We start from the raw sequence: 22,701 nt of genomic DNA, 5'->3' as shown, positions 1-22,701 counted from the left end.
CTGGTCGCAGATGGTGAAGGCGTCGGCGAGCGCGTAATAAAAGGGCAGGTCTTCGCGGGTGTAGTGGCCCATGGTGAGGGGCATGTGCGCGTAGTCCTTTTCTCCGGCGCGCTTGGCGTCGAGCCAGCCATCGTGCAGGCCGTCGTTCCATGCGTCCACCTGGCTCTCGCGCGAGTGGGGCAGCGAGCCCATCCAGGTAATGCGCGTGTCCTTGATGTCGAGCCGCCATGGCGCGTAGGAGCGGCCCTCGGAGTCGCTCTGAACGAAGACGGAGTTGCCGTTGGCCAGGCGCAGAGCGCGGGGATCGTTGAAGCCGCGGACGCCGCGCAGTGTGCCGAAGGCGTGGTCGAAAGAGCGATTCTCCTGCATGAGGATGACGATGTGCTCGGCGTCGAGAAAGGTGGAGCCGGGATCGGGCTCGATGGCGTGGGCGCGCTCGATGGCTTCAGGGATGATGCCGGAGGCTCCGGCCGCGCCGGCGAGGGTGGCGATGAATCGTAGGAAGTCGCGCCGTGAGTGCATAGTACAGGTATCTCATCTCCAGGTTGGTATTGCGTAAAATGACGCACGCCACTGGTGGCGGAGGGCGGGATCGAACCGCCGACCTACGGGTTATGAATCCGTCGCTCTAACCATCTGAGCTACTCCGCCCAAGGAGGGACGCACACGGCCGCCAGGGCGGCGGGCCAACAAACTGGCGCCAAGTCTTGATGATAAGGGTACGAGCAGCCAAGGTCAAACCTGCCGCGCCCGCGCGCCAACTTGCGCGAAGCCCTTCTACAATCAAACGCATGAACCCCTCCCGCCCGGCTGCCGGGCTCACGGTTGCCGGAATCATTCCAGCGCGCCTTGGCTCCACACGGCTCAGCCGCAAGGTTCTCCGCGAGCTTGCCGGGCGCCCCATGGTGGAATGGGTGTACCGAGCCGCCGCCGAGAGCGGGCTGATGGACCCGGTGCTCATCGCCACGGACTCCGAGGAGGTCGCCGCGGTCTGCCGGGAACGCGGGATTCCGATACGGATGACCTCGCCGGATTGCGCCTCCGGGTCCGACCGCGTGCGCGAAGTCGCGAGCCAAGTTCCGGCCGATGTGTACGTCAACATCCAGGGCGATGAGCCTACCCTGACGCCCGACTTCTTCCCGCCGCTCCTCGCCTTGTTTGCCCAGCCTGAAGTGCAGGTCGCCACCCTGGCTGTCCCCTGTGCGCGGGAAGACATGGCGAACCCCAATGCCGTCAAGGTGGTCACCTCCACCGGCGGCAAGGCGCTCTACTTCTCCCGCGCGACCATCCCGTACGACCGCGATGGGGCTGGGTGCTCGGGCTATCGCAAGCACCTGGGCATCTACGCTTACCGCCGCGGCGCACTGGAGCAGTTCGCCTCACTGCCACCCGGCCGGCTGGAGCAGATCGAGCGGCTCGAACAGCTTCGGCTGCTTGAAAACGGCATCGACATCTACGTCGCCTCGGCGCCGCGGGACACCATCGGCGTGGACACCGAAGAAGACCTCGCGCGGGCGGAGGCTGTCCTCCTCAGTCGCGGAAGGGCGTAGTCACCTAAACTGAATTGCACGCAAGAATCGGAGTGTACGCCGTGGCGAACGGCGTCAGCATAGAAATCATGAACACGACACTCCAGCCCGCACAGACACTCATTGACGCCGAATCCGCCTGGTCGCAGGTGATGGCCCGCGACCCGCAGGCCACCATCTTCTACGCTGTTCTGACCACGGGGGTGTTCTGCCGCCCGGCATGCACCAGCCGCCGCCCTCTGCGCGAGAACGTCCGTTTTTTCATCAGCCCGTCTGACGCGCAGGCCGCGGGATTCCGCCCCTGTTTGCGCTGCAAGCCGCAGGCGGCGCGCAGCAACGCCCTGGAGAGGGTCCGCAAACATCTCGAGGCCAACCTCGATCGCCGGGTCCCTCTCGACGAACTCGGGCGCATCGCCGGCACCAGCCCATTCACCGTGCAGCGGATGTTCAAGCAGGCCATGGGCGCGAGCCCCAGCCAGTATCAGCGGGCGCTTCGCGCGGGCAGCCTGCGGTCTGAACTCAAGAGCGGAGCCTCCGTGACCGACGCCATCTACAACGCCGGGTTCAACTCCTCAAGCCGCGCCTATGAGGCCGACCCGCTGGGCATGACTCCGGCAAAGTTCGCCGCCGGCGGCCGGGGCGAGCACATCGGCTACGCCACCGCGGCGTCGCCTTTTGGATGGATGATTGTGGGCGCCACGGACCGCGGCTTGTGCTGGCTGGCTCTTGCGGAGAGCGAAGCCGCCGCCGAACAGACACTGCGCGACGAGTTCCCGGCCGCCGAGGTTCACCCGGACGCCTCGCTGGTCGAGATGGTGGGGGCCGCACTGGACAGTGTGCGGGAAGGCCGCGATCTGAGCCAGACCCTCACGTCCAAGGGCGCGCTGGATCTGAGAGGAACGGTCTTTCAGCTTCGCGTGTGGCAGGCGCTGCGCGATATTCCCCGAGGTCAGACACGGAGCTACTCGCAACTGGCCGCCGATCTTGGCGATGCCAACGCCACGCGCGCTGTCGCGCGTGCCTGCGCCACCAACCGAGTGGCCATTCTTGTCCCCTGCCACCGGGTGGTGGGCGCCTCGGGCTCGCTCACGGGGTACCGCTGGGGGGTGGAACGCAAGCGCCAGCTCCTTGACTCGGAACGCGGCTAACGCGATTCCTGAGTAGCATTCTGTCAAGCCGCTGGGGTTGCGTCGATGTGGCGCGCAGGAGGGGCGCCCCTGCGATGATCTCGCGGGGACGCAGTCACTCAGGACTGGTTTAAGGTACGGCGGGCGGAACGCGAATTTATACCGGCATCGAATTAAAGTCCCGGAGCCTGCCCCGGCTCGGCATCCCGCTGCTGGGCGAGGGCCGCGGCTCAGCTTCGGCCACTTTCGCGATCAGCGCCAGATCCGGCAGAACGACGGAGTTCCGTTTCGGCAGGACCAGCTTGTCCCTGCCCCATTCCGACAGGATGCGGCTGACACTGAAGAGCGTGGTGCCGGTCATGCGCGCAATTTCCTGGCGGGAGAGGTATATCTCGGTGCCGCCTTCGCTGGGGCTGCCAATGTGCCGGCTCAAACGCAGCAGGGTACAGGCGAGGCGGCGACTGACGTTCTCGGTGGCCAGTTCCCTGAAGCGCTCCTCCAGTTCCTCGATGCGGGTGAGGAGGAATCCATTCAGGTTCTGCACCAGGCGCGGGTATTGCTGCGCGAGCGAGGCCAGAGCGTCATGCTCCCATACGAGCACGGTGCAGGTTTTCACAGCTTCGGCGGAGCAGGAATAAGGTTTGCCGGTCAGCTCAGAGCGGATGCCTAGCACGTGGTCAGTCCCGCACATCCACAGAAGAACCTCTTTGCCTTCCGGACTGACCTGGGTCAGCTTCACACATCCGCTGGTGATCAGCATCAGCCTCTGGCCGGCGTCGCCCTGCAGAAAGAGCGCGTGGCCGCGAGCAAAGCGCTTCACCCGGGTTCTGGAGGCAACGGCAACACAAGCGTCATGGCTCAAGCCAATTCCCAAAGGCGACGCAGCGACGAACCTCGCGCGGTCCAGCATATCCTGGCCGGGACGAGTGAACTGAGACGCAGTATTCGTAAACGGGAGCGACATGCTTTCCCCCACACAGTGTGTGAATGACTGGGGCGCTCTAATCCAGACGTACGATCGTGGTAATCGCAACGCCTTCAACAACGGCGCATTCCTGACCGTTGCCGCGCAGTGGCCACTCTGCGGGGGGAGAATGGCATGTGTATTTTATCTACCTGAAAGGCTCGACTTGCAAGTGACCACGGTCACATCCGTTAGGTCATGATCTACATACACTTCCCCCCTGAACGTAATCGGATAAGCGGGGTACGAAATGAGTACGGGAGGATACAGCCTTAGTGTGATTACCGGTGCTGAAGATGGGCGCTCAGGAACCCGAGCGAGCGCTCCCGCGCGACCCGCGCTGCCTCTGGGTTGAAGCTGGCGCGCGCGTCACAGTTGAAGCCGTGGTCCGCGTCATACCAGTAGATCTCGGTGTCGGGATGGGCGGTTTTGACCTGATCCACTTCGCTCCTGGGAATGTGCTTGTCCTGGGTGCCGAAGTGCAGCATCACCGGAGACTTGGGCGTCTCGTGAATATAGCTGCCGATGCGGCCGCCGTAGTAACCAACGGCCGCGCTCACCGGCAGCCGCGAGGCGGCCAGCCAGGCCAGCGTGCCGCCCCAGCAGTAGCCGATCACGCCTACCTTTTTGCCGGTCGATTTGGCCGCATACTGCACGGCGGCTTGGACGTCGAGCATGGCCTTTTCCATGTCCATGCGGGGAATGAAGCTGCGCGCCCTGGCAGCGTCGTCGCCATCGTACTGGAGTTCCACGCCCGGTTCAATGCGGTCGAACAACGCTGGCGCGATCGCCAGAAAGCCATCGCGGGCATAGCTGTCGGTGACGCGGCGAATGTGCGCGTTCACCCCGAAGATCTCCTGGATCACCACCAGCCCGGCCACGGGCTCGCCGTCAGGCCAGGCTACATAGGCCCCGAGTTCCTGTCCGTCCGATGCCCGTAAAGAGATGTGCTCGCTGCGCTTCGCCATTGGAAACCCTCCAGGTTCCAAATTCCAACAGAGGCGGTGCCTGCGTCAAACCAGACACCTCAATCCAGCTATGTTCATTGGGGGCGGCGAAGGCAGCGTTTGGCCCGGCACCGCTCCAGCCGGGTCAAACCGGCTGGAGCCATATCGGTCAGAGGCGGAAGCCGCCCGAGGCGTGGATGGCCTGCCCGTTGATCCAGGCCGAGTCGTCTGAAGCCAGGAAGGCGGCCGCGGTGGCGATGTCCTGTGGCTGCCCGATGCGGCCGAGCGGCGTGCGGGACACAGCCTCCTTCTGGAAATCGCTGCCGATGAACCCGGCGGCGTGGGTGCCCTCGGTCTCCACCAGGCCGGGGTTCAGGGAGTTCACGCGAATCTTGCGTGGACCCAGTTCCTTGGCGAGCGACGCGGTAACGGCATCGACGGCGCCCTTGGTGGCGCTGTAAACGGCGGCGCCGGGTACGCCATCCACGACAACGGAGCTGATGTTTACGATGCTTCCGCCGCCCGGGTTGAACTGGTTCAGGGCCGCCTGGGTAACCAGCAGCAGCCCCAGAACGTTGGTGTCGAACTGCTTTTTGAAATGATCCGGAGTGATCGCGTCGATGGGCCCGAATTCATAGATTCCGGCATTGTTCACCAGCACATCGATGGGGCCCAGCTTATGCGCGACCTCTTCGATAAGCGTGGGGATCTGGCCGGGGTCAGACACGCTGCCCTTGACCGCGATCGCCTTGCCGCCGGCCTGCTCGATATCGCGAACGACCTTCTCGGCTTCGGCTTTGCTGCTCGAGTAGTTCACCGCGACCGCGGCTCCGCGCGCCGCCAGTTCCCTGGCGATTCCTGCTCCAATGCCCTTCGATGCGCCGGTAACCAGCGCCACTTTGCCCTGCAGATTCTTCATTCATCTCTCCCGTGCCGGCCTGTCATCGCTTCGACATTTCGACAACTGTCGAATTGATTGCGGAGGAGGGAGAAGGATTCAGGAGGATTGTGAATATCTCGTTTCTGGTCAGGCCGCGCCGGAATCAGATGAATCCTTGCAGTGTGACTGGACCAGGCCGTTCAGCCCGCCGATCAGCTCCTGCAGCACGCCGGGACGCAGCGAGAGAAAGATGAACTTGCCCTCGCGCTTCACTTCCACCAGGCCCGCGGTCTGCAGTTCCTTCACATGATGCGACAGAGTAGCGGGTGAGATGGCGAGCGCATCGCGCGCCGCCGAGCAGCCCAGTGGACAGGTCGACCGCGCAATCCGTTCCAGTAGCTGGAACCGTTTGGGGTCTGCCAGGGCCTTCAGAATGGCGGTGCGCTGTGCACGCGTCAAGCGGGCGCGCGGCTTCTCGGAAGCGGTCTTTGCCGGGGTGCTCATCCAATGGTTGGATTCAGCTTATCGCAGCGGCGTGACCACGGGCTCTGGCAACTTTTGGCATGGGCCCGAGCAGGATGGGAAGATGTGGCTGTGTCAGGTTGTATATGCGGCGGCCTGGATCGCAACGCGCGGCAGCAAGCAAGCCTGTTAGCGGATCTTCTCGGCAATGCCTAATAGTGTCTGGAACTGCGGGGCGTCGGGGTCGCGGTCGACGATGGCTACGCGTGCGTCTTTGAAGCCGGCGTCGGCCAGCATCTGTTCCAGTTCCGCTTCGCTGAAGCCGAGCCATTCGTCGGCGTAGAGCTCGCGCGCTTCTTCAAAACGGTGCCTGGCCAGGTCGAGCACGGCCACGCGGCCGCCCGGCTTCAGGATTCTTGCGGCCTCTTTGAGCGCCTGCCGAGGGTGCAGGGCGTGGTGCAGTGACTGCGAGAAGAAGGCGATGTCGACGGTGCCGGACTCGATGGGCATTTCTTCCATGTCGCCGGCGCGGAACTCGATGTTCTCCATGCCGTTCCGCTGCGCCTGATCGCGGCCGACTTCGAGCATCTTCTCGCTGGCATCCACGGCAATCACCCGCTCCGCGCGCTGCGCCAGCAGGATGGAAAAGCTGCCATCTCCGGCGCCAAGGTCGGCGATGACCTGGGGCGGCATCAGGCGCAGAAGGGCCTCGGCCAGGCTCTTCCAGCTCTTGCCGGGGACGTAGTCGCGGCCGAGGCGGCCGGCCATGGAATCGAAGAAGGCGCGCATCCTGTCCTGGCGCTTCTTCAGCACCCGGCGCATGGCAGCGTGGTCATGCGCGGAGCCGGCGATTTCGACGTTGGCCTGGGCGAGCAGCTGCTCGAGGAAGCCCGGGGAAGAGCTGTCGTCAGGGGCGGAAGCCCAGACGCCGAGCGCTCCGTTCAGGGGCTGGCTGCCGTTGCGCTCCGTCAGGGTTTCGGGATCGCTTTGAAGGAGGCGGCCCTTTTGTGCGGGGGACGCATCCGCGAGGCTGTAGAGGATGTTTTTTCCGACGCGCCGATCGGTGACCAGCCCAGCCTGCTTGAGCTGCGACAGGTGGGTGGAGATCGTGCTCTGGCCCATGGTCAAAATTTCCTGCAGTTCCGCCACGGATAGCTCTTCCTGTTTTAGAAGCAGCAGGATACGCAGGCGATTGGGATCGGCGGCGGCTCGCAGCATTTTGACAATGGACGGCATGGGTGATTTCTGCTATATATCAACATATCACGATTACTCGATGCGAAGCGGCCTTTCCCCGCTCGCCCCAAGGAGAACAGCATGGCCACCACCCTCGAAATCACCGCCGCCGACTACAAAGTCGCAGACATGTCCCTCGCCGACTGGGGTCGCAAGGAGATTGCGATCGCCGAGCACGAGATGCCCGGCCTGATGGCCATTCGGAACAAGTACGCGGCCGAAAAGCCGCTGGCCGGCGTGCGCGTTACCGGTTCGCTGCACATGACCATCCAGACGGCTGTGCTGATTGAGACGCTGACCAGCCTGGGCGCGGAGGTTCGCTGGGCGTCGTGCAACATCTTTTCCACGCAGGACCACGCGGCTGCCGCAATCGCCGCCACGGGCGTGCCGGTGTTCGCCTGGAAGGGCGAGACGCTGGAAGAGTACTGGGACTGCACGCTGGCGGCACTTAACCACAAGGGCGGCAAGGGCCCGCAGCTGGTGGTGGATGACGGCGGGGACGTGACCCTGCTCATCCACAAGGGATACGAGCTCGAAAACGGCGACGGGTGGGTCAACACCGCGAGCGGCAACCATGAAGAGCAGGTGATCAAGGATCTGCTGAAGCGGGTTTACGCCGAGGATCCGCAGCACTGGCACAAGGTCGTCAAGGAATGGCGGGGGGTTTCGGAAGAGACGACCACCGGCGTGCACCGTCTCTACCAGATGGTGGAAAAGGGCACGCTTCTGGTTCCCGCCATCAACGTGAACGACTCGGTGACCAAGTCGAAGTTCGACAACCTCTATGGCTGCCGCGAGTCGCTGGCCGACGGCATCAAGCGCGCGACGGACGTGATGGTGGCCGGCAAGGTCGCGGTGATCTGCGGCTATGGGGACGTGGGCAAGGGCTGTGCGCACTCGCTGCGCGGCATGGGCGCGCGGGTGATCGTGACTGAAATCGATCCGATCAACGCACTGCAGGCGGCGATGGAAGGCTTTGAAGTCACGACGCTGGAAGACACGCTGGGCCGTGGCGATATCTACGTCACCTGCACGGGCAACGTGGACATCATCACCCTCGAGCACATGCAGAAGATGAAGGACCAGGCCATCGTCTGCAACATCGGACATTTCGATAACGAGATCCAGATGGACCGGCTCAACACCGACCCCACCGCGACCAAGCTCAACATCAAGCCGCAGGTGGACAAGTATCACTTTGAAGATGGACACGAGATCTTCATTCTGGCTGAGGGCCGCCTGGTGAACCTGGGCTGCGCCACTGGCCACCCCAGCTTCGTCATGTCGAACAGCTTTGCCAACCAGACGCTGGCGCAGCTCGACCTGTGGAGGAACAAGGACAGCTATAAGGTCGCCGTGTACACGCTGCCCAAGAAGCTGGACGAGGAAGTGGCGCGGCTGCACCTCGAGAAGATCGGCGTGAAGCTGACCAAGCTCTCCGCGCGCCAGGCTGACTACATCGGCGTGCCGGTGGAAGGGCCGTTCAAGCCGGAGTTCTACAGGTATTAGTCGCAAGTGATCCGTTGTCAGTAATACGCGGCTGACGTGTTCCGGAATCTGCCGTGCCCCCTCCTGTCGCCTTTCTTCTGGCGACAGGAGGGGAAACGGCGAACCCTGATTCTCCCGACTTTGGATTCTCTCCATGCCCTCGCCGCCTCGATTCTCCTTCGAACTGTTCCCGCCGCGCACGCCGGAAGGCGTGGCCAAGCTGCCGGCCGTCATCTCCAGGCTGGCCGAGCTCAAGCCTGACTACTTCTCGGTGACGCACGGCGCGGGCGGATCGGACCAGGACGGCACCTACGAGACCATCCTCACCGTGGTGCGGGAGACGGGGCTCGAAGCCGCGCCGCACCTTACCTGTGTGGGATCGACGCGCGCCAACATCGCGGCCGCGCTCGACCGCTATCGGTCCGCCGGCGTGAGGCGGATTGTGGCTTTGCGCGGCGATCTGCCTGCCACAGCTCTCAGCACGGAGGCTCCGGGCGAGTTCAAGTACGCCAGCGACCTGGTCTGCTTTATCCGCGAGACGCACGGCGACCAATTCCGCATCGAGGTGGCGGCTTATCCCGAGATGCATCCGCAGGCGCAGAACCCCGGCGCCGACTTCGACAACTTTGTCCGCAAGGTGGAATGCGGCGCCGATGCCGCGCTCACGCAGCTCTTCTACAACGCCGATGCGTACTTCCATTTTGTCGATCGCTGCGAAAAGGCGGGGCTGCGCATCCCCATTTATCCGGGCATCATGCCCATCACCAGCTACGACAAGACGCTGCGCTTCTGCACCGGGTGCGGCGCCGATCTGCCGCGCTGGGTCCGTTTGCGGCTGGCAGAGCTGGAGAATGACCGCGATGCCCTGCTCGACTTCGGCCTGGAGGTGGTGACGCGTCTGTGCGAGACGCTGCTGCGCAACGGCGTCCCTGGGCTGCATTTTTATACCATCAACCAGGCCGGCCCGACGATGCGGCTATGGGAAAACCTGAAGCTGAGCGTCACCGCCTGAGAATTATCGAGGGCCGGAGGCGCGCCGTCGTTCTGCACCGGATTGGCGCGTTCGACCGAGAGCGGACGGGCAGAATTGCTCTCCGGCAACGGGAAAAAACACCTCTTGGAGTATCATTGCGTCTATAAAGTAGCGGCCTCCCTTAGGCCGTTGAGGTGTATGTGTCTCGATTTTTCCAAAGACTAATGTTTGTGCTGGGCGCGGCGGTATTTGCGGCGCTGGGCCTGGGCTTCGCCCTGGGCGAGTTCGGCTGGTTCGGCGTGCATGCCGGCGGCGAGCAGGACGGCGCGTATAACCAGATCCACGTCTATCAGCAGGTACTGCGGCGGATTCAGAGCGACTACGTGACCGAGCCGAACATGCAGACGGTGACGACGGGCGCGTTGCACGGGCTGCTTGAATCGCTGGATGCGGACTCCAGCTACCTGACGCCGACCGAGTACAAGATCTGGAAGGAGCGGCCTTCCTCGGGCGTTGCCCAGATTGGCATAACGGTCTCGAAGCGCTATGGTTACGCAACGGTGGTGAATGTACTGCCGGGATCGCCGGCCGATCATGAACACATCGCCGATGGGGACGTGATTGAAGCCATCGGGGACACCTCGACCCGGGAACTGTCGCTGGCGGTCATCCGCCTGATGCTGGACGGCAAGGCGGGCAGCACGGTGAACCTGACGGTGGTGAAGCCGCGCAAGGCCGATCCCGACAAGCTGACCATCGCGCGCGCGATTGTGTCCACACCGGATCTGAGCCAGCAGGAGTATGAGAATTCCACGGTGCTCTATCTGAAGCCGGCAGTGATCACCAAGGCGCGCGTGGATGAGGTCGCCGCCAAGCTCAAGGCCAACAAGGGCAAGAAGATTGTTCTCGACCTCCGCGACGCTTCAGGCGGGGAAGAGGAAGAGGGCATCCGCCTGGCGAACCTCTTTGTGGGCCAGGGCACGCTGGCGATGCTCGAAGGGCAGCGGTTCCCGAAGCAGACGTTTGCGGCCGACCCGGCCAAGGTGCTGACCACCGCGCCGCTGGCGGTGCTGGTGAATCGCGGCACCTATGGGGCAGCGGAACTGACTGCCTCGGCGATTGAAGCCGCCAAACGCGGCGACGTGGTGGGCGAGCGCACCTTCGGCGAGGGTTCGGTGCAGAAGACCATTGACCTGCCGGATGGCGCAGCGCTGCTGCTGACCATCGCCAAGTACGAGGGACCGGATGGCAAGAAGATCCAGGACGAAGCAGTGAATCCCAATGTCCAGGTGGGCAAGACTCCGGACGAAGAGATTGAGGACGAGACACCTGACAAGAACGACCAGCCGCTGGATAAGGCGCTGTCGATTCTGAAGAGCAAAAACAGCTAATCGGGCCCGCTAATACGAGCTGCATGGGGAGCCCCGCGCTGAGAACGGCGCGGGGCTTTCGTGTGTCTGGAGGGTTTCAATTTGTTGGTGCATCAGGGGATAACCGATTCGTTGGGACCCGGAGGGATGAAATACGACACCACGAAGGAGAGAACGGTGGTGATCGCCGCTCCAATATCTCCGGTTATCAGTTTGGCGCCATGGGGTTCGAGAACATAGTTATTAAGGACGAACACCACAATCGTGGTAATCGCTCCTGAAACACCGCCGGCCAGGACTTTTCTGACCGGAAGGCCCGTTGACTGACCGCCTGCGGTGGCTGATTGGGCCATGGGGAACTCCCTTCATCGAGGATTGAGCGGGAGTATACCGAGGGGGCGGCGGAAACGCCACGAGAATCCTTGTTTCCCTCCAACACGCGCGGCGCCGAGCCAGCTGGGAACGCGTTTTGGGCCTATGGAACGGGTGCTTCCGGAATTGCACGGCGAGGTACCGGGAAGGTGGTTTGTTACTGCCGGCGCGGTGAATGCGTGGTAACCTCTGGAAGTAAATTCAGCATTCTCCCACTCGCTCGCAGAGAGATGCCATTGAAGGCGAGACGCGCTTGGCCACCCCTACTCAACTTGTAGAAGAATCCCGGAAGCTGGGGCGGACCCATCGGCTGGAGCCGGATGGAGCCCGGGATGCGGGCAAAAAGCCCCGCCCGCAGAGGCCGCGGCGGAAGCTGGCGGGCAAGGCGGCCCTGACTCTCCTGATTGTGCTTTCGGCGGTGACGGGATCGCTAGCGGGGCTGACGCTGGTGTACTCCTCGGACCTGCCGCAGATCGAGGACCTGGAGCGCTACCGGCCTTCGACCACCACCGATCTCTACGACCAGAAGGGCCGGGTGATCGGATCGTTCGCTCTGCAACGTCGCATCGTGGTGAACTACAACGACTTTGCGCCGGTACTGCGCAAGGCGGTCATCTCCATCGAAGACAAAGATTTCGAGTCGCACGGAGGCATCAACTTCTGGCGCATCTGGGGCGCTGCCTGGCACGACATCCGCAGCAAGGGGCGAGCACAGGGGGCTTCCACGCTGACCATGCAGCTGGCCCGGAACCTGTTTTTGTCCGCGGACCGGACGGCGGGCAGGAAGGTGCAGGAAGCCTTTCTGGCCATCCAGATTGAACGCTCGTTCACCAAAGAACAGATTTTCACTCTGTATGCAAACCAGATCTACCTGGGCAGCGGGATGTATGGGTTTGAGGCCGCGAGCCAGTTCTATTTTGGCAAGCACGCCGAGGATGTGAGCCTGACAGAGGCGGCGCTGCTCGCGGGTCTGCCCAAGGGGCCGTATGCCTACTCGCCGGTTCTGAACCCGGAGAAGGCGCTGAAACGGCGCAACCTGGTGCTGAGCGAAATGGAGTCAGACGGGCTGATCACGCACGAAGAAGCCGCGCGCGCCAAGGAGAACCCGCTGGGGTTGAAGCTGACGCAGCCCGAGAGCTCCGTGGCCCCGTGGTTTCAGGAAGAGGTGCGCCGCGAGCTGGAGAAGCAGTTCGGCACCGAGCAGGTGCATGAGGCCGGTCTGCGGGTGGATACCACGCTCGATCTTGACCTGCAAAAGACCGCCAACAGCGCGGTGCTGGACGGACTGGCCGCCTACGAACGGCGGCACGGGTGGAAGGCGCGCCTGCAGAACGTGACGGCCGACGGGTCCGATCTGGAGAGCTACCGGCATCCGGACTGGACTTTGAAGTACGCTGCCGGGGATTATGTGCATGCGGTGGTCACCTCGGTGCTGCCCACCATGGTGCGCGGGCGGATCGGCTCCGACGAGGTCATCCTGCAGCCCGATGACTGGAAGTGGACGGGGCAGCGCTACGCGGACGCGCTGCTGAAGCCCGGCGACGTGATCTACGTGCACCTGCAGGATGGGTTTGAGGGGAGCGCGCGCAAGGCGAGCCTGGAGCAGGATTCCGGCGTGCAGGGCGCGCTGATGCTGATGGACAATACCACGGGCGATGTTCTGGCCATGGTGGGCGGGCGCGACTATTCGGTGAGCGTGTTCAACCGCGCCACGCAGGCGGAGCGGCAGACGGGTTCGAGTTTCAAGCCGTATGTGTATACGACGGCGATCGAGGATGGCGCGAAACCGGACGACATTGTTGTGGACGGGCCGGTGAGCTTTGGGTCGTACACGCCGCACAACTACGAGAACGACTACAAGGGCGCGATGACGCTGGTGAATGCCTTCGCGGAGTCGCGTAACATTCCGGCGCTGAAGCTGGCCGCGCACGTAGGCATTCGCAAGGTGATCGACATGGCGCACCGGTTCGGGGTGACTTCGAACATGCCGGCGTATCTGCCGGTGGCGCTGGGCGCGGTGGAGATCTCGCTGGAGGAGCAGGTGGCGTCGTACTCGGTGTTTCCCAATGACGGGATCCGGGTGCAGCCGCGGATGATCCGCAAGGTATCAAATGCGGACGGGATTACGCTCTGGGAAGATCCGCCGCAGGTGAAGGAAGTGATCAGCCAGCAGACGGCGCGCACCATGATGACGCTGCTGCGGGCGGTGACGGCTCATGGAACGGGCGCGGCAGCCTCGCAGTTGAATCATCCGCTGGGAGGTAAGACGGGAACGACCAGCGATTACACCGATGCGTGGTTCCTGGGCTTTTCGCCGAGCGTGACGTGCGGCGTGTGGGTGGGATTCGACAGCCGGGAGTCGCTGGGCGAGAAGGAGACCGGGGCGAGGGCCGCGCTGCCGATCTGGATGACGGTGATGAAGCAGGCCATCGCGGGCAAGGATAACGAGCGGTTCCTTGGGGACCAGGGCGATGTGAAGGCGCCGCTGCTGCAGGCTTCGGCTGGTCCGGGGGTTGCCGCTGGCGCGGGGGTTGCGGCTGGGGCGGTGAAGGCGGATGCTACGGCTGGTTCGGCTGGCATCAAGCCGGCAGCAGCCACCAGGGTATCCACGATGCCCCGCTCCTCGCTGCCCGGAATGGGTGCCAAGGCAATCACTACTGTGCCGGTGCGGAGCGCGCCGAAGTCCGTGAGTGCGGCGGCTGCCGCCCGGCCGGCGAATGGGCCTGCGGTGAAGCCGGCGCTTCCTGCTGCGAGCGAACCCGTAAAGGCCAGGCCGGTGGTGAAGCCGGCGATCAATCCGGGCAGATAGCCACGGTAACTCCGTGCAGAATCCTGTCGCCTTTTTTCTGGCGACAGGGTGGAAACCATGAACCCCAATTCAGACAGGTACGGGATGCTCTCTTCCAGCGCCCCTACCGGGGCTTCGCAGGTTTTCTTGGGCTGCATACCCAGGACTTTGTCCCCGGATAACCTCCTGCCGTCGCTGCGGGACTGTGTCGTGGCGCCGGCGAAATCCAGGTTCATTGCAAGTGCAACTCGCGCTACGCGATTGAGGCTGCTCAGAACGACACCGAAGGTGGGGTCCGCACGGAACCTCAGCGGGACATTCAGGGACCGGCACGGCGGAAGTAGCGCTGAGCTTTCTTTACGTCGGCGAGGATCTGCGCTTTGAGGGCCTCGGGGGTGGGGAACTTCTGCTCGCCGCGGAGGTGGAGGAGGAATTCGAGCTCGAGCGGCGTTGATTCGTCCAGGTCGACCGGCTGGAAGTTGAGGATGTGGGTCTCGATGCTGAAGCCGGCGCCGGCAAAGGTGGGGCGGTTGCCCACGTTGGTGACGGCCTGGAAAGTGCGGGTAGGGCTGCTCCCCGGCTGCACGCCCCCTCCCTGCTCGATGTGGAGGCGGGTCACGTAGACGCCGTGGGCGGGAACGAGGCCGTTGTAGGCGGCCAGGTTCACGGTAGGGACGAGGAGGCGCGCGCCGACGCCGCGATCGCGCTTCTGGGTGGAGCTTATGGCGAAGGGGCGGCCCAGCATCCAGCGGGCGCGGCGCATGTCTCCGGCGGCGACGAGCGCGCGGATGGCGGAGCTGGAGACTTCAAGGCCGTGGACGCAGACGGACGGATGGACCGAGACCCTGAACCCGCATTCCTCGCCGAAGCGTGCGAGCTCCTGGACGCCGGCTTCGGCTCTGTGTCCGAAGCGGAAGTTGCCGCCTTCATGCAGACCGGCGATACCGAGGGCGTCGCCCAGAACCCATTCCACAAACTGACGGGCGGTGAGGCGAGCGAGTGCCTCGTCGAACAGCAGGATCACGATGGCGTCGACACCGGTTGCGGCGAGCAGGCGAACGCGGTGGTCCATAGGGGTGAGCAGGCCGGGGGCGCGGCCGGGACGGAGGAACTGCTCGGGGTGCGGGTCAAACGTGATCGCGACGCCCTTCATGCCGCGGGTGCGGGCCTCGTCGACCACCGCGTTGAGGATCTGGCGGTGGCCAAGGTGCACGCCGTCGAAGTTGCCGATGGCGGCGATGGAGGGGCCGAAGCCGGCAGGGAGGGAGCGGAGGCCGCGATAAACGGGGATCATGCCGCCTCCGGGGCGCCGTTGAGGCGGATGGGGACTTCGAGCCCGTCCCAGGCCATGCGCACGTTGTGAGGGAGGAGGCTGTTGGTCTCGTGGTGGCCGAGCTCGTGGGCGATGTGGGTGAGCCAGGTTTGGCGCGCGCCGATGCGTCTGGCCCACTCGACGGCCTGCGCGACCGTGGCATGGCTGGGGTGGGGCTCATGGCGGAGGGCGGGGAGGACGAGGGTTTCGAGGTCCTGAAGGAGGGCGAAGCTGGATTCGGGAATCTCGCTCACGTCGGTGAGATAGGCCGTGTCGCCGAAGCGGAAGCCGGCAACTTCGAGCTTGCCGTGGAGGACGGGGACGCGAAGAAATTCGGCGCCATGGAGGTTGAGGCGGTCGGCGAGGGGGCGAATCTGGACGCGGGCGCGGGTGGCGTAAGTGGCGTTGGCCTTGAAGGTGTAGTCGTAGACGCGCTCGAGGACGGCCTGGGTCTCAGGTGATGCGTAGAGGGGGAGCGAACTGCCGGCGCGGTGGGCGACGAAGCTGAGCGGACGGAGGTCGTCGAGGCCGAAGATGTGGTCGGCGTGGGCGTGGGTGTAGAAGACGGCGTCAAGCTGGGTGAGGCGGGTGCGGAGGGCCTGCTCCCGGAAGTCGGGTCCGGTGTCGATGACCACGTTGCGTTCCCGGGGAGGGAGGCCGGGGGCGGGCTGGGCCTGGCTCCAGCGGATGAGGACGGAGGGGCGGAGACGGCGGTCGCGAGGGTTGGCCGAGGTGCAGACGGAACAGGAACAGCCGACCGTGGGGACACCCATGGAGGTGCCGGTGCCGAGGAATGTGAGGGTTCCGTTCATGGGGAGTCAGAGGTCGCGATGGTGGCCTAGCTGGGTTTGTGGTTTCCCACCCCAGGTTTGTGGTTTCCCCAGGCGGGTTGGAGTCTGTGGTTTCCCACTCTAAACACAACGGCGTGTTTAGCATCCGTGCTTCGATTCTCTCGCGGCGTGTCACTCCAGGCAAATTGACCAAAAAAAGGGCGCGTCGGGAATAGCCCGGCGCGCCCGCTTGTTTGCGTTGCTTTAGAACACGAACTTGCCGCCGAGTTCCAGCGTGCGAGGATCCCACGCGCTGGTGACCTGGCCGAAGTTGTTGGTGACCTTGCCGAAGTTGTCGGTGCCCAGGTTGGAAGAGACACCGTTGGGCTCGAAATGGTTGAAGGTGTTGAACGACTCAAAGCGCAGTTCGACGTGAGCGCGCTCCGTGATCGAGAACGACTTGTAGAGCGATGTGTTGAAGTTCAAACGGCCGGGGCCGACCACCGCATCCTTACGAGCGCTGCCGAATCCCATGTTGGGGCCGCCCAGCCACGAAGGCACGGGAGCCGAGAACGAACTGGGATCGAACCACTGACCGCCATCCGCATTGGAAGGCTTGTGCTTGATGTAGTGGGTGTGTGCGATCTGGTTGGGACGGTTGGTGTATCCGCCGCCCAGTCCGACCGGATCCCACGGAATGGAAAGTCCAACGCCCTGATTCGCGATGATGGTGCCGGTCTGCGCGAGCGCCGTGCCGGCCACTTCCCATCCGCCGAGGAGCGACTTGGTGAAGCCGGTGGAGTGAGCGAAGAACGGCGTCTTGTACACGTAGTTGATGCTGAGGATGTGACGGCGATCGAGCGCACCGGAACCCTTGTCGTACTTGATGTTCCAGGGATTGCTGACTCCGTTCAGGTCGTAGCTTGTGATGTCGATTTCATGCGAGAAGGTGTAATCGACCTCACCGCTGAGACCCCAGCGGTTCTGCAGGCGAAGACCGCTCTGGAAACCGTTGTAGTTTCCGTTGGTGGTGTTTTCCTGCTGGTTGATGTCGTTATAGCCCTGGTAGGTGCGGAAAGCGTTGATACCGCCGTTATTGGTAAAGCCCACCGTGCAGGCTGAATCAGGTCCGGAGATATCGTTGCTCGGATCCGAAAGATACTTGCCCGAGCCATCGCCCGCGATACAACGGATGCCCTCGCCGGTGGACAGAGGCAGGGTGTTGATGTGGCGCTGAATGTTCTGGTGCCACGCCAGGTTGCCGACGTACTGAGCTACCCAGATGACCGCCGGCGACAGCTCATGCTGCACGCCAAGGCTGAACTGTGCGACAGCGGGAGCCTTGTAGTCATGCGCCAGGTTGGTGACGCCCGACGAAAAGACCGGGACGCCCGAGACGGTGGAGCCTGTCAGCCAGTTGTTCCCGGGCGTTGTAAACTCCGTATTGCTCAGGCTCAGGTTGTAAGCAAAGGGCGCATTGGTGGCAGCGTTGTAAATGTCGTTGCCCTGCATGCGCTCGAAGAAGGTGCCGAAGCCGCCGCGGAGAACCGTCCTGCCGTTCCCGAACAGGTCTTCAGAGAAGCCTACGCGGGGCTGCAGCGTTTCAAAATCGTTCTTGACCAGTCCTCTGGGGAAGCCGTTCTGTCCCGCCAGGCCCATGCCGTTCAGGTAATAGGTGGCGCCGTTGAGCGCGACCAGTGACGGGCTTGCCGAGTTGATGGTGTTGTCGGCGTTCCAGATCGGAGCCTGACTCTGGAGGTAATCAGCCGGGTTGAAGTTGGCAACCGCGTTGCTCCGCTCCCATGCGTGCGGCAGCGCGTCATAGCGCAGACCGAGCTGCAAGCTGAGCCGCGGAGTGACGTGCCAGTTGTCCATCACATACACCGACGGCGTCTGGTTCACGTAGTGACGGATGGGAGCTGCCTGAAACTGGCCGTAGCTGCTGGCCAGGCCGAGCAGAAGATCCATGGAGCTGTCGTTGGTCAGATTGCCGAACGAGAACGTTCCCTGCTGGTTGCCGAAAAGCTGCTGGTTTTTGGTGTACCGGTTGTAGCTGAAGCCGTACTTCATGGCGTGCTTGCCCATGGTGTACGAGATATCGACCTTCGGCTCATAATCCTGCGCAGCATTGTGCCATGGCGCCGACGCGGTGTCTTCCGTGGTGCCAAACGGGGTGCCGAGGCTTACGCCGGGCAGCGCATCGCGCGTCACGGCAAAGCTCGGTGTCACAGGGTTGCTGACCCAGCCTGCAGGCAGCTTCGAGTTGTCGCTGTTGACGATGTCGATGACGTTGCCGTCGTAGTTGATCGAAGCTTCAACCAGCAGGTTGGGGCTGAGCGTTCCGCTCAACTTGATGGCTGCCGAGTTAGATGGGTTCGACAAGGTGCTGGTGATGGTGTTGTAGCTCGTGCCGTTCCAGCCAAGCTGCGGCTTTGCATAACCCTGGCTAACCGAGTCATGCATGTAGTGGCCCAGGAGCGCCCACTTGTCGGTGAACTTGTGATCGATGCGGACGATGTCGTCGCGCACATCGATCGGATTGACCGCGTTGAAGATGTTGTAGCCGTTGGCCTGGTTCGACGTGGGAATCACGCCTGTGTTGAGGAAGGTCACCGCGTTCGAATCGAACAACTGGTGAGGAATAATCGGGTTGCCGGATCCATCGAGGGCGAAGCCGCCAGGAGTGCCGGACGCCGCGCCATGGACTAGCCCGAGAGGCGTGAGCACATTCTTCTGGTAAGCGGAGGTGGCGCCGACATTCGGGACCGTAAGCGCGTTCGACGAGAACGCCGGTTTGACGTAGTGCAGATCCGTGTTCATATCTGCGGGGATGTTTGACGCCAGAAGCGCCGGGTTGTTCGAGGTTCCCGCGCCGGAGAGGATCTTGCGCCACTCTTCGTTCACGAAGAAGAACGTCTTGTTCTTGTTCGTGTTGTAGACATGCGGTATGAAGAGCGGGCCGCCGATGTTGCCGCCGAAGATGTTGTAGTGCGCGTTGGTCAATGTGCGCGAGATCGGCTCTTTGGCGTTGTAAGCGGGCGTGCGGTTGAACTCCCACAGGGTGCCGTGGAATTTCTGCGTGCCGCTCTTGAGCGAAAGGCTCATCGTCGCGCCGGAAGAAATGCCGTAGTCCGGAGGATAGTTCGAGGTCAGCATGTTGAATTCGGCAATGGCATCCTGCGAAGGCATGATGTCCATGCCGCCGGCGCCGCCGCGGTCATCCGCTTCGCCGCCGTCGATCAGCCAGATGTTATGGCTCTGGCGAAGGCCGTTGACGCTGATGGTGAAGTTGGAGGCCACCGAGGTGGGAGTGTTGGAGTCAGGAAGAGCCGAACTGACACCCAAACCCAGCGCGGCGAGAGCGGCGAAGTTGCGGTTTTGGGTGGCGATTTCGCTGATCTGCTCGGAGCTGATAAGGGTGCTGACGACGTTCGAGTCGGTCTGCACCTGCAGCGAATCGGCTTGGACCGTCACGGTCTGGCTCTCAGCGCCGACCGTCAGTTTGACGTCGGTGCGCACCGTCGCGGAGACGTTCACCACGACGCCGTTCTGCGCGTAAGCCTGGAAGCCCTTTGCCGCGACCTTGAGATTGTAGGTTGCGGGGTTCAGGCCGTTGATGTCGTAGAGCCCGGTGGCTCCGCTTTCAGTGGCTTTTATGGCGCCGGTAGCGGGATCGATGAGCGTAATCTTCGCTCCCGGAACTACCGCTCCTGTCTGGTCTGTGACGATGCCCGTCAACTCTGAGTTGGCCTGCGCGTATAGCCCTGCGCACGCCAAGACAAAGAGCAACGGCAACAGGAACAACCTGTTTGTTGCGTGTCTCATGTGACCTTCCTTTTCAAATGGTGTTTCAGTCATTGATCAATTTGTGTTGCAGTCCTTGTTGCGTCTACGTCTGTTGCTTCTCCGTTGAGGTATGAAGCCGTGTATGAAAGTGCCAAAGAGGTGAAGTTGATCCGTTCACCCGGAGGAGAAAAGCTCTCCAAAAAGCCAAAGGGCCCGAATTTCGTAACAATCCGCCTGTACCTGCGCCATTTCTAGTGGTCTTCCTGGCCTGCGCCAGGCCGGTACAGCGATTTACTAAATTTGAACAAGCACTTTTCGTGACTTGCGGTGGTTGAATCAAACGCGTGCATGGATCCTGAGCATTCTCAGGGAAGCGTGCGGTTCCGGATTTCTTCCGTTCGTCTCGATCTGATCCGACGACCGTGAAAGACCCCGGCGATGAGGCAGACCCAACCGGCCGGAGACGCGGCATATCTCCGCTTTCATGAAGTAAGGACATTGTCCTTATCCAGTTTTTGGTATGCCTGAGCTGAATCGTTTAAGTAAAGCCCAGATGAAAACCCGTTTGACGAATCGGCCATATTAAATGCGGTCCTTAGAGCGATTGTCAAGACGGAAAATTTTGGCGTCCATGAGGAACTGCGCGGGAAGGTTGCCCCCAACAGATTTGATAACGCTTACATTGTTTTCGGGATTTGCGGGGCTGGTCTGTGAGGATGCCCGTGCGTCGCGGGGTTCGCCGGGGTTTACATCGTTTCTCGACGGGAGCGAATCGGCCTGAGGTGGGTCAGCATGTCACAGTCGACTATGACAACGGTGGATTTATAAGGGGCGCAAATCCCTGCTTACGCCTGGATATATGGGGAATTTGCTATTTGAGGCGTGAGGCGTCACGCAGGTCCCGCGCGGCCGCTTCCAGAAACGTCTCCGTGCTGACCCCGGCGGGCGGCTCCAGGCCGGATTTGGCGACAAGTGCCGCCGCAATGCGCTCTGCCAGTTTCTGCCGTACATCCAGCGGCATGTCGAGGCGCCGCGCAAAGAAGCCCTCCAGCACCTCCAGGTCGGTCGTCGAGAGCCTGGCGATTCCCGTGACGGGCAGCGTGACGCGCGTGTGGGGCTCGAGGGGCGCCTCCCGGGGAGTGAAACTCGCGGCCGTGAAGGTTCGCGATCCCGACTCGGCCCACAGGGGCGCCTCCTGCTCGCGATCCTGCACCACCAGGGTCCCGGCGGCCAGGTCGCCCAGCCGCTGGTGCTGCCGGGTCACGAACATGGTGATGACCCCCACGGCATAGAAGAACGGAAACTGGTCGACGTAGCGGATGAAGTTGCGCGCCATCGACTCAAACAGCCCGATGGGCCGGCCCGAATGCTGAATCACACGAATTTTGGCAATCTTCTTTCCCGGCGTGCGCCCGTTCCAGAAAGCTTCAAACAGCGTGAAGTAGCCCCAGTTGAACAGGAACACAACAAATATGACGAAGGCGACAGCCCACTGCGCCGATATCTTGTTGAATGCCGCGATGGCCGGCGCCAGGAGGCTGAACAGAAGAATGACCAGCGCGAATCCGGCAAACCACAAGAGGGTATCCACCAGAACCGCGATAAAGCGGCTGCCGATGCCGGCGAGGGGCATTTCGATCGAAACCAGTTCCGGCGTATCGATGCTAAGCTGATCAGAACCCGCGCTCATGGCGTACATCCTCTCCAATCAATGGCTCGCGAAGCGCCGTCCGTACTGGGACCGTCTGCAGGCCCTGCTCGGTCAGGCCGACTCAGCCGGTCTTGGCCGCCTTTCGCGCGCAGAGCTGCAGGAGATGGCCCTGCTCTACCGCCAGGTTGCGGCGGACCTCTCGGTGCTGCGCCAGGACGCGACCGCGCGCACCTACGCGGCCCATGTGAATCAACTGCTCGCTCGCGCTCACCATATCATTTATGCGGGCCGCAAGACGAGCATCGCCGGGCTGTTCCGCTTTTTGCGCGATGAGTACCCGCGCATCTTCCGCCGCAACCTGCGCTATGTGGCGGCATCCCTCCTCATTACGCTGGCCTGCGGAGTGCTGGGCATGATCCTCACCAGCACCCGTCCGGACTTCATGCGGCACTATCTCCATCCGGCCATGATTGCCACGATGGAGCGTCACCAGATGTGGACGCAGTCCATCGTCAGCGTGGCTCCCATGGAAACCAGCCACATCATGACCAACAATCTGTCGGTGTGCTTTGCCACCTTCGCCGGCGGAATCACCTTCGGGGTGTACACGCTCTTCCTGCTGTTCGTGAATGGCATGGAACTCGGTGTCGTCGGGGCCGCCTGCCATCACTACGGCATGTCGCTGTCCCTGTGGAGCTTTGTGGCCGCGCATGGATCGCTCGAATTGCCGTCCGTGATCCTCGCCGGAGCCGCGGGTCTGCGCATCGGGCATTCCATGCTGTTTCCTTCCGGCTATCGATGGAAAGACTCACTGGCGGGCGGCGGCATCGAGGCCACCCGGCTGGTCTCCGGCACCATTCCACTGCTGGTGATTGCCGGATGCCTTGAAGGCTTCTTCTCGCCTTCGCACGCGCCTGTGTGGCTCAAATTCACAGTGGGCGCGGCGCTGTTCACGCTGCTGAATCTGTGGCTGTTCCGGCCGGCGAGAGAACGGCAGACCGCCGGGGAGACACAGTAACTAACCCTCGATCAGATCACGCAGCTTC

General features: G+C 62.8%; 18 protein-coding genes and 1 tRNA gene. 7 read left to right on the top strand and 12 right to left on the bottom strand.

What is annotated here, in order from left to right; all coding sequences use genetic code 11:
* Together VGL22_RS17735 and VGL22_RS17730 are read right to left on the bottom strand one after the other, a co-directional pair.
* The coding region (locus tag VGL22_RS17735; protein WP_465268280.1) for an alkaline phosphatase family protein at window positions 1–522 on the bottom strand (522 nt) is incomplete at its 3' end.
* A 52-nt stretch (window positions 523–574) separates the two neighbouring features.
* A tRNA-Met gene (locus VGL22_RS17730) sits at window positions 575–651 on the bottom strand.
* Window positions 652–791: 140 nt separating this feature from the next.
* On the opposite strand from VGL22_RS17730, the gene kdsB reads away from it, so the two are divergent.
* Both kdsB and VGL22_RS17720 read left to right on the top strand, forming a co-directional pair.
* Entirely contained in the window at window positions 792–1,550 is a 759-nt protein-coding gene (kdsB, locus tag VGL22_RS17725) for a 3-deoxy-manno-octulosonate cytidylyltransferase (protein WP_465268279.1), read from the top strand.
* 68 nt (window positions 1,551–1,618) lie between these two features.
* A complete protein-coding gene (locus VGL22_RS17720; RefSeq protein ID WP_465268278.1) occupies window positions 1,619–2,677 on the top strand; it encodes a bifunctional transcriptional activator/DNA repair enzyme AdaA in 1,059 nt (352 codons plus the stop codon).
* Between the two features lie 136 nt (window positions 2,678–2,813).
* Here the strand turns inward: VGL22_RS17720 and VGL22_RS17715 are convergent, their stop codons facing one another.
* From VGL22_RS17715 to VGL22_RS17695, 5 genes are all read right to left on the bottom strand, one after another.
* Window positions 2,814–3,476 (bottom strand): Crp/Fnr family transcriptional regulator, encoded by a 663-nt coding sequence (locus tag VGL22_RS17715; protein ID WP_465268277.1) that lies wholly within the window; start codon window positions 3,474–3,476, stop codon window positions 2,814–2,816.
* A gap of 425 nt (window positions 3,477–3,901) precedes the next feature.
* A complete protein-coding gene (locus VGL22_RS17710) occupies window positions 3,902–4,588 on the bottom strand; it encodes a dienelactone hydrolase family protein (RefSeq protein WP_465268276.1) in 687 nt (228 codons plus the stop codon).
* A gap of 148 nt (window positions 4,589–4,736) precedes the next feature.
* The gene (locus VGL22_RS17705; RefSeq protein WP_465268275.1) at window positions 4,737–5,486 is read right to left on the bottom strand and encodes an SDR family NAD(P)-dependent oxidoreductase; all 750 of its coding nucleotides are present in this window, start codon (window positions 5,484–5,486) and stop codon (window positions 4,737–4,739) included.
* Window positions 5,487–5,594: 108 nt separating this feature from the next.
* Window positions 5,595–5,951, bottom strand: a complete 357-nt coding sequence (locus VGL22_RS17700) for an ArsR/SmtB family transcription factor (protein ID WP_465268274.1) — start codon at window positions 5,949–5,951, stop codon at window positions 5,595–5,597.
* A gap of 147 nt (window positions 5,952–6,098) precedes the next feature.
* Window positions 6,099–7,145, bottom strand: coding sequence for a metalloregulator ArsR/SmtB family transcription factor (locus VGL22_RS17695; protein ID WP_465268273.1), 1,047 nt, complete (start codon window positions 7,143–7,145; stop codon window positions 6,099–6,101).
* An 81-nt stretch (window positions 7,146–7,226) separates the two neighbouring features.
* Between VGL22_RS17695 and ahcY the strand changes: the two genes are divergently transcribed.
* The 3 genes from ahcY to VGL22_RS17680 all read left to right on the top strand — a co-directional run bounded on the left by ahcY (window position 7,227) and on the right by VGL22_RS17680 (window position 10,997).
* Complete coding sequence (gene ahcY, locus VGL22_RS17690; protein WP_465268272.1) at window positions 7,227–8,654, top strand: adenosylhomocysteinase; 1,428 nt, start codon at window positions 7,227–7,229, stop codon at window positions 8,652–8,654.
* Window positions 8,655–8,787: 133 nt separating this feature from the next.
* Window positions 8,788–9,645: a methylenetetrahydrofolate reductase [NAD(P)H] gene (metF, locus tag VGL22_RS17685; RefSeq protein ID WP_465268271.1), complete on the top strand. Its 858-nt coding sequence runs from the start codon at window positions 8,788–8,790 to the stop codon at window positions 9,643–9,645.
* 161 nt (window positions 9,646–9,806) lie between these two features.
* Complete coding sequence (locus VGL22_RS17680; RefSeq protein ID WP_465268270.1) at window positions 9,807–10,997, top strand: S41 family peptidase; 1,191 nt, start codon at window positions 9,807–9,809, stop codon at window positions 10,995–10,997.
* A gap of 92 nt (window positions 10,998–11,089) precedes the next feature.
* Here VGL22_RS17680 and VGL22_RS17675 read toward each other — a convergent pair whose 3' ends face one another.
* Window positions 11,090–11,329, bottom strand: a complete 240-nt coding sequence (locus tag VGL22_RS17675) for a hypothetical protein (RefSeq protein ID WP_465268269.1) — start codon at window positions 11,327–11,329, stop codon at window positions 11,090–11,092.
* Window positions 11,330–11,601: 272 nt separating this feature from the next.
* Here VGL22_RS17675 and VGL22_RS17670 point away from each other — a divergent pair, with 272 nt between their 5' ends.
* Window positions 11,602–14,157, top strand: a complete 2,556-nt coding sequence (locus VGL22_RS17670) for a penicillin-binding protein 1A (protein ID WP_465268268.1) — start codon at window positions 11,602–11,604, stop codon at window positions 14,155–14,157.
* A 298-nt stretch (window positions 14,158–14,455) separates the two neighbouring features.
* Here VGL22_RS17670 and ribF read toward each other — a convergent pair whose 3' ends face one another.
* From ribF to VGL22_RS17650, 4 genes are all read right to left on the bottom strand, one after another.
* Window positions 14,456–15,430: a riboflavin biosynthesis protein RibF gene (gene ribF, locus VGL22_RS17665; RefSeq protein WP_465268267.1), complete on the bottom strand. Its 975-nt coding sequence runs from the start codon at window positions 15,428–15,430 to the stop codon at window positions 14,456–14,458.
* Entirely contained in the window at window positions 15,427–16,260 is an 834-nt protein-coding gene (locus VGL22_RS17660) for an MBL fold metallo-hydrolase (RefSeq protein ID WP_465268266.1), read from the bottom strand. The genes ribF and VGL22_RS17660 overlap by 4 nt, the downstream gene beginning before the upstream one ends.
* A 222-nt stretch (window positions 16,261–16,482) precedes the next feature.
* Window positions 16,483–20,043: a carboxypeptidase-like regulatory domain-containing protein gene (locus VGL22_RS17655; RefSeq protein WP_465268265.1), complete on the bottom strand. Its 3,561-nt coding sequence runs from the start codon at window positions 20,041–20,043 to the stop codon at window positions 16,483–16,485.
* Window positions 20,044–20,875: 832 nt separating this feature from the next.
* Window positions 20,876–21,694: an RDD family protein gene (locus VGL22_RS17650; protein WP_465268264.1), complete on the bottom strand. Its 819-nt coding sequence runs from the start codon at window positions 21,692–21,694 to the stop codon at window positions 20,876–20,878.
* Between VGL22_RS17650 and VGL22_RS17645 the strand changes: the two genes are divergently transcribed.
* The gene (locus VGL22_RS17645; RefSeq protein ID WP_465268263.1) at window positions 21,693–22,673 is read left to right on the top strand and encodes a stage II sporulation protein M; all 981 of its coding nucleotides are present in this window, start codon (window positions 21,693–21,695) and stop codon (window positions 22,671–22,673) included. The genes VGL22_RS17650 and VGL22_RS17645 overlap by 2 nt on opposite strands.
* Window positions 22,674–22,701: the final 28 nt, after the last annotated feature.

Origin of the sequence: Occallatibacter sp., assembly GCF_036502485.1 — a bacterium.
Lineage (GTDB): Bacteria > Acidobacteriota > Terriglobia > Terriglobales > Acidobacteriaceae > Telmatobacter.
Note: the sequence above shows the minus strand (reverse complement) of the source record. Positions and strands in the feature narration are given on the sequence as shown.

What these genes read in the sequence shown, in the direction of transcription:
- VGL22_RS17695 (WP_465268273.1), bottom strand. Translation starts at nt 7,145, where the DNA reads ATGCCGTCCATTGTCAAAATGCTGCGAGCCGCCGCCGATCCCAATCGC.
- VGL22_RS17705 (WP_465268275.1), bottom strand. Translation starts at nt 5,486, where the DNA reads ATGAAGAATCTGCAGGGCAAAGTGGCGCTGGTTACCGGCGCATCGAAG.
- VGL22_RS17660 (WP_465268266.1), bottom strand. Translation starts at nt 16,260, where the DNA reads ATGAACGGAACCCTCACATTCCTCGGCACCGGCACCTCCATGGGTGTC.
- kdsB (WP_465268279.1), top strand. Translation starts at nt 792, where the DNA reads ATGAACCCCTCCCGCCCGGCTGCCGGGCTCACGGTTGCCGGAATCATT.
- VGL22_RS17675 (WP_465268269.1), bottom strand. Translation starts at nt 11,329, where the DNA reads ATGGCCCAATCAGCCACCGCAGGCGGTCAGTCAACGGGCCTTCCGGTC.
- VGL22_RS17645 (WP_465268263.1), top strand. Translation starts at nt 21,693, where the DNA reads ATGGCGTACATCCTCTCCAATCAATGGCTCGCGAAGCGCCGTCCGTAC.
- metF (WP_465268271.1), top strand. Translation starts at nt 8,788, where the DNA reads ATGCCCTCGCCGCCTCGATTCTCCTTCGAACTGTTCCCGCCGCGCACG.
- VGL22_RS17655 (WP_465268265.1), bottom strand. Translation starts at nt 20,043, where the DNA reads ATGAGACACGCAACAAACAGGTTGTTCCTGTTGCCGTTGCTCTTTGTC.
- VGL22_RS17720 (WP_465268278.1), top strand. Translation starts at nt 1,619, where the DNA reads ATGAACACGACACTCCAGCCCGCACAGACACTCATTGACGCCGAATCC.
- VGL22_RS17700 (WP_465268274.1), bottom strand. Translation starts at nt 5,951, where the DNA reads ATGAGCACCCCGGCAAAGACCGCTTCCGAGAAGCCGCGCGCCCGCTTG.
- ahcY (WP_465268272.1), top strand. Translation starts at nt 7,227, where the DNA reads ATGGCCACCACCCTCGAAATCACCGCCGCCGACTACAAAGTCGCAGAC.
- ribF (WP_465268267.1), bottom strand. Translation starts at nt 15,430, where the DNA reads ATGATCCCCGTTTATCGCGGCCTCCGCTCCCTCCCTGCCGGCTTCGGC.
- VGL22_RS17650 (WP_465268264.1), bottom strand. Translation starts at nt 21,694, where the DNA reads ATGAGCGCGGGTTCTGATCAGCTTAGCATCGATACGCCGGAACTGGTT.
- VGL22_RS17710 (WP_465268276.1), bottom strand. Translation starts at nt 4,588, where the DNA reads ATGGCGAAGCGCAGCGAGCACATCTCTTTACGGGCATCGGACGGACAG.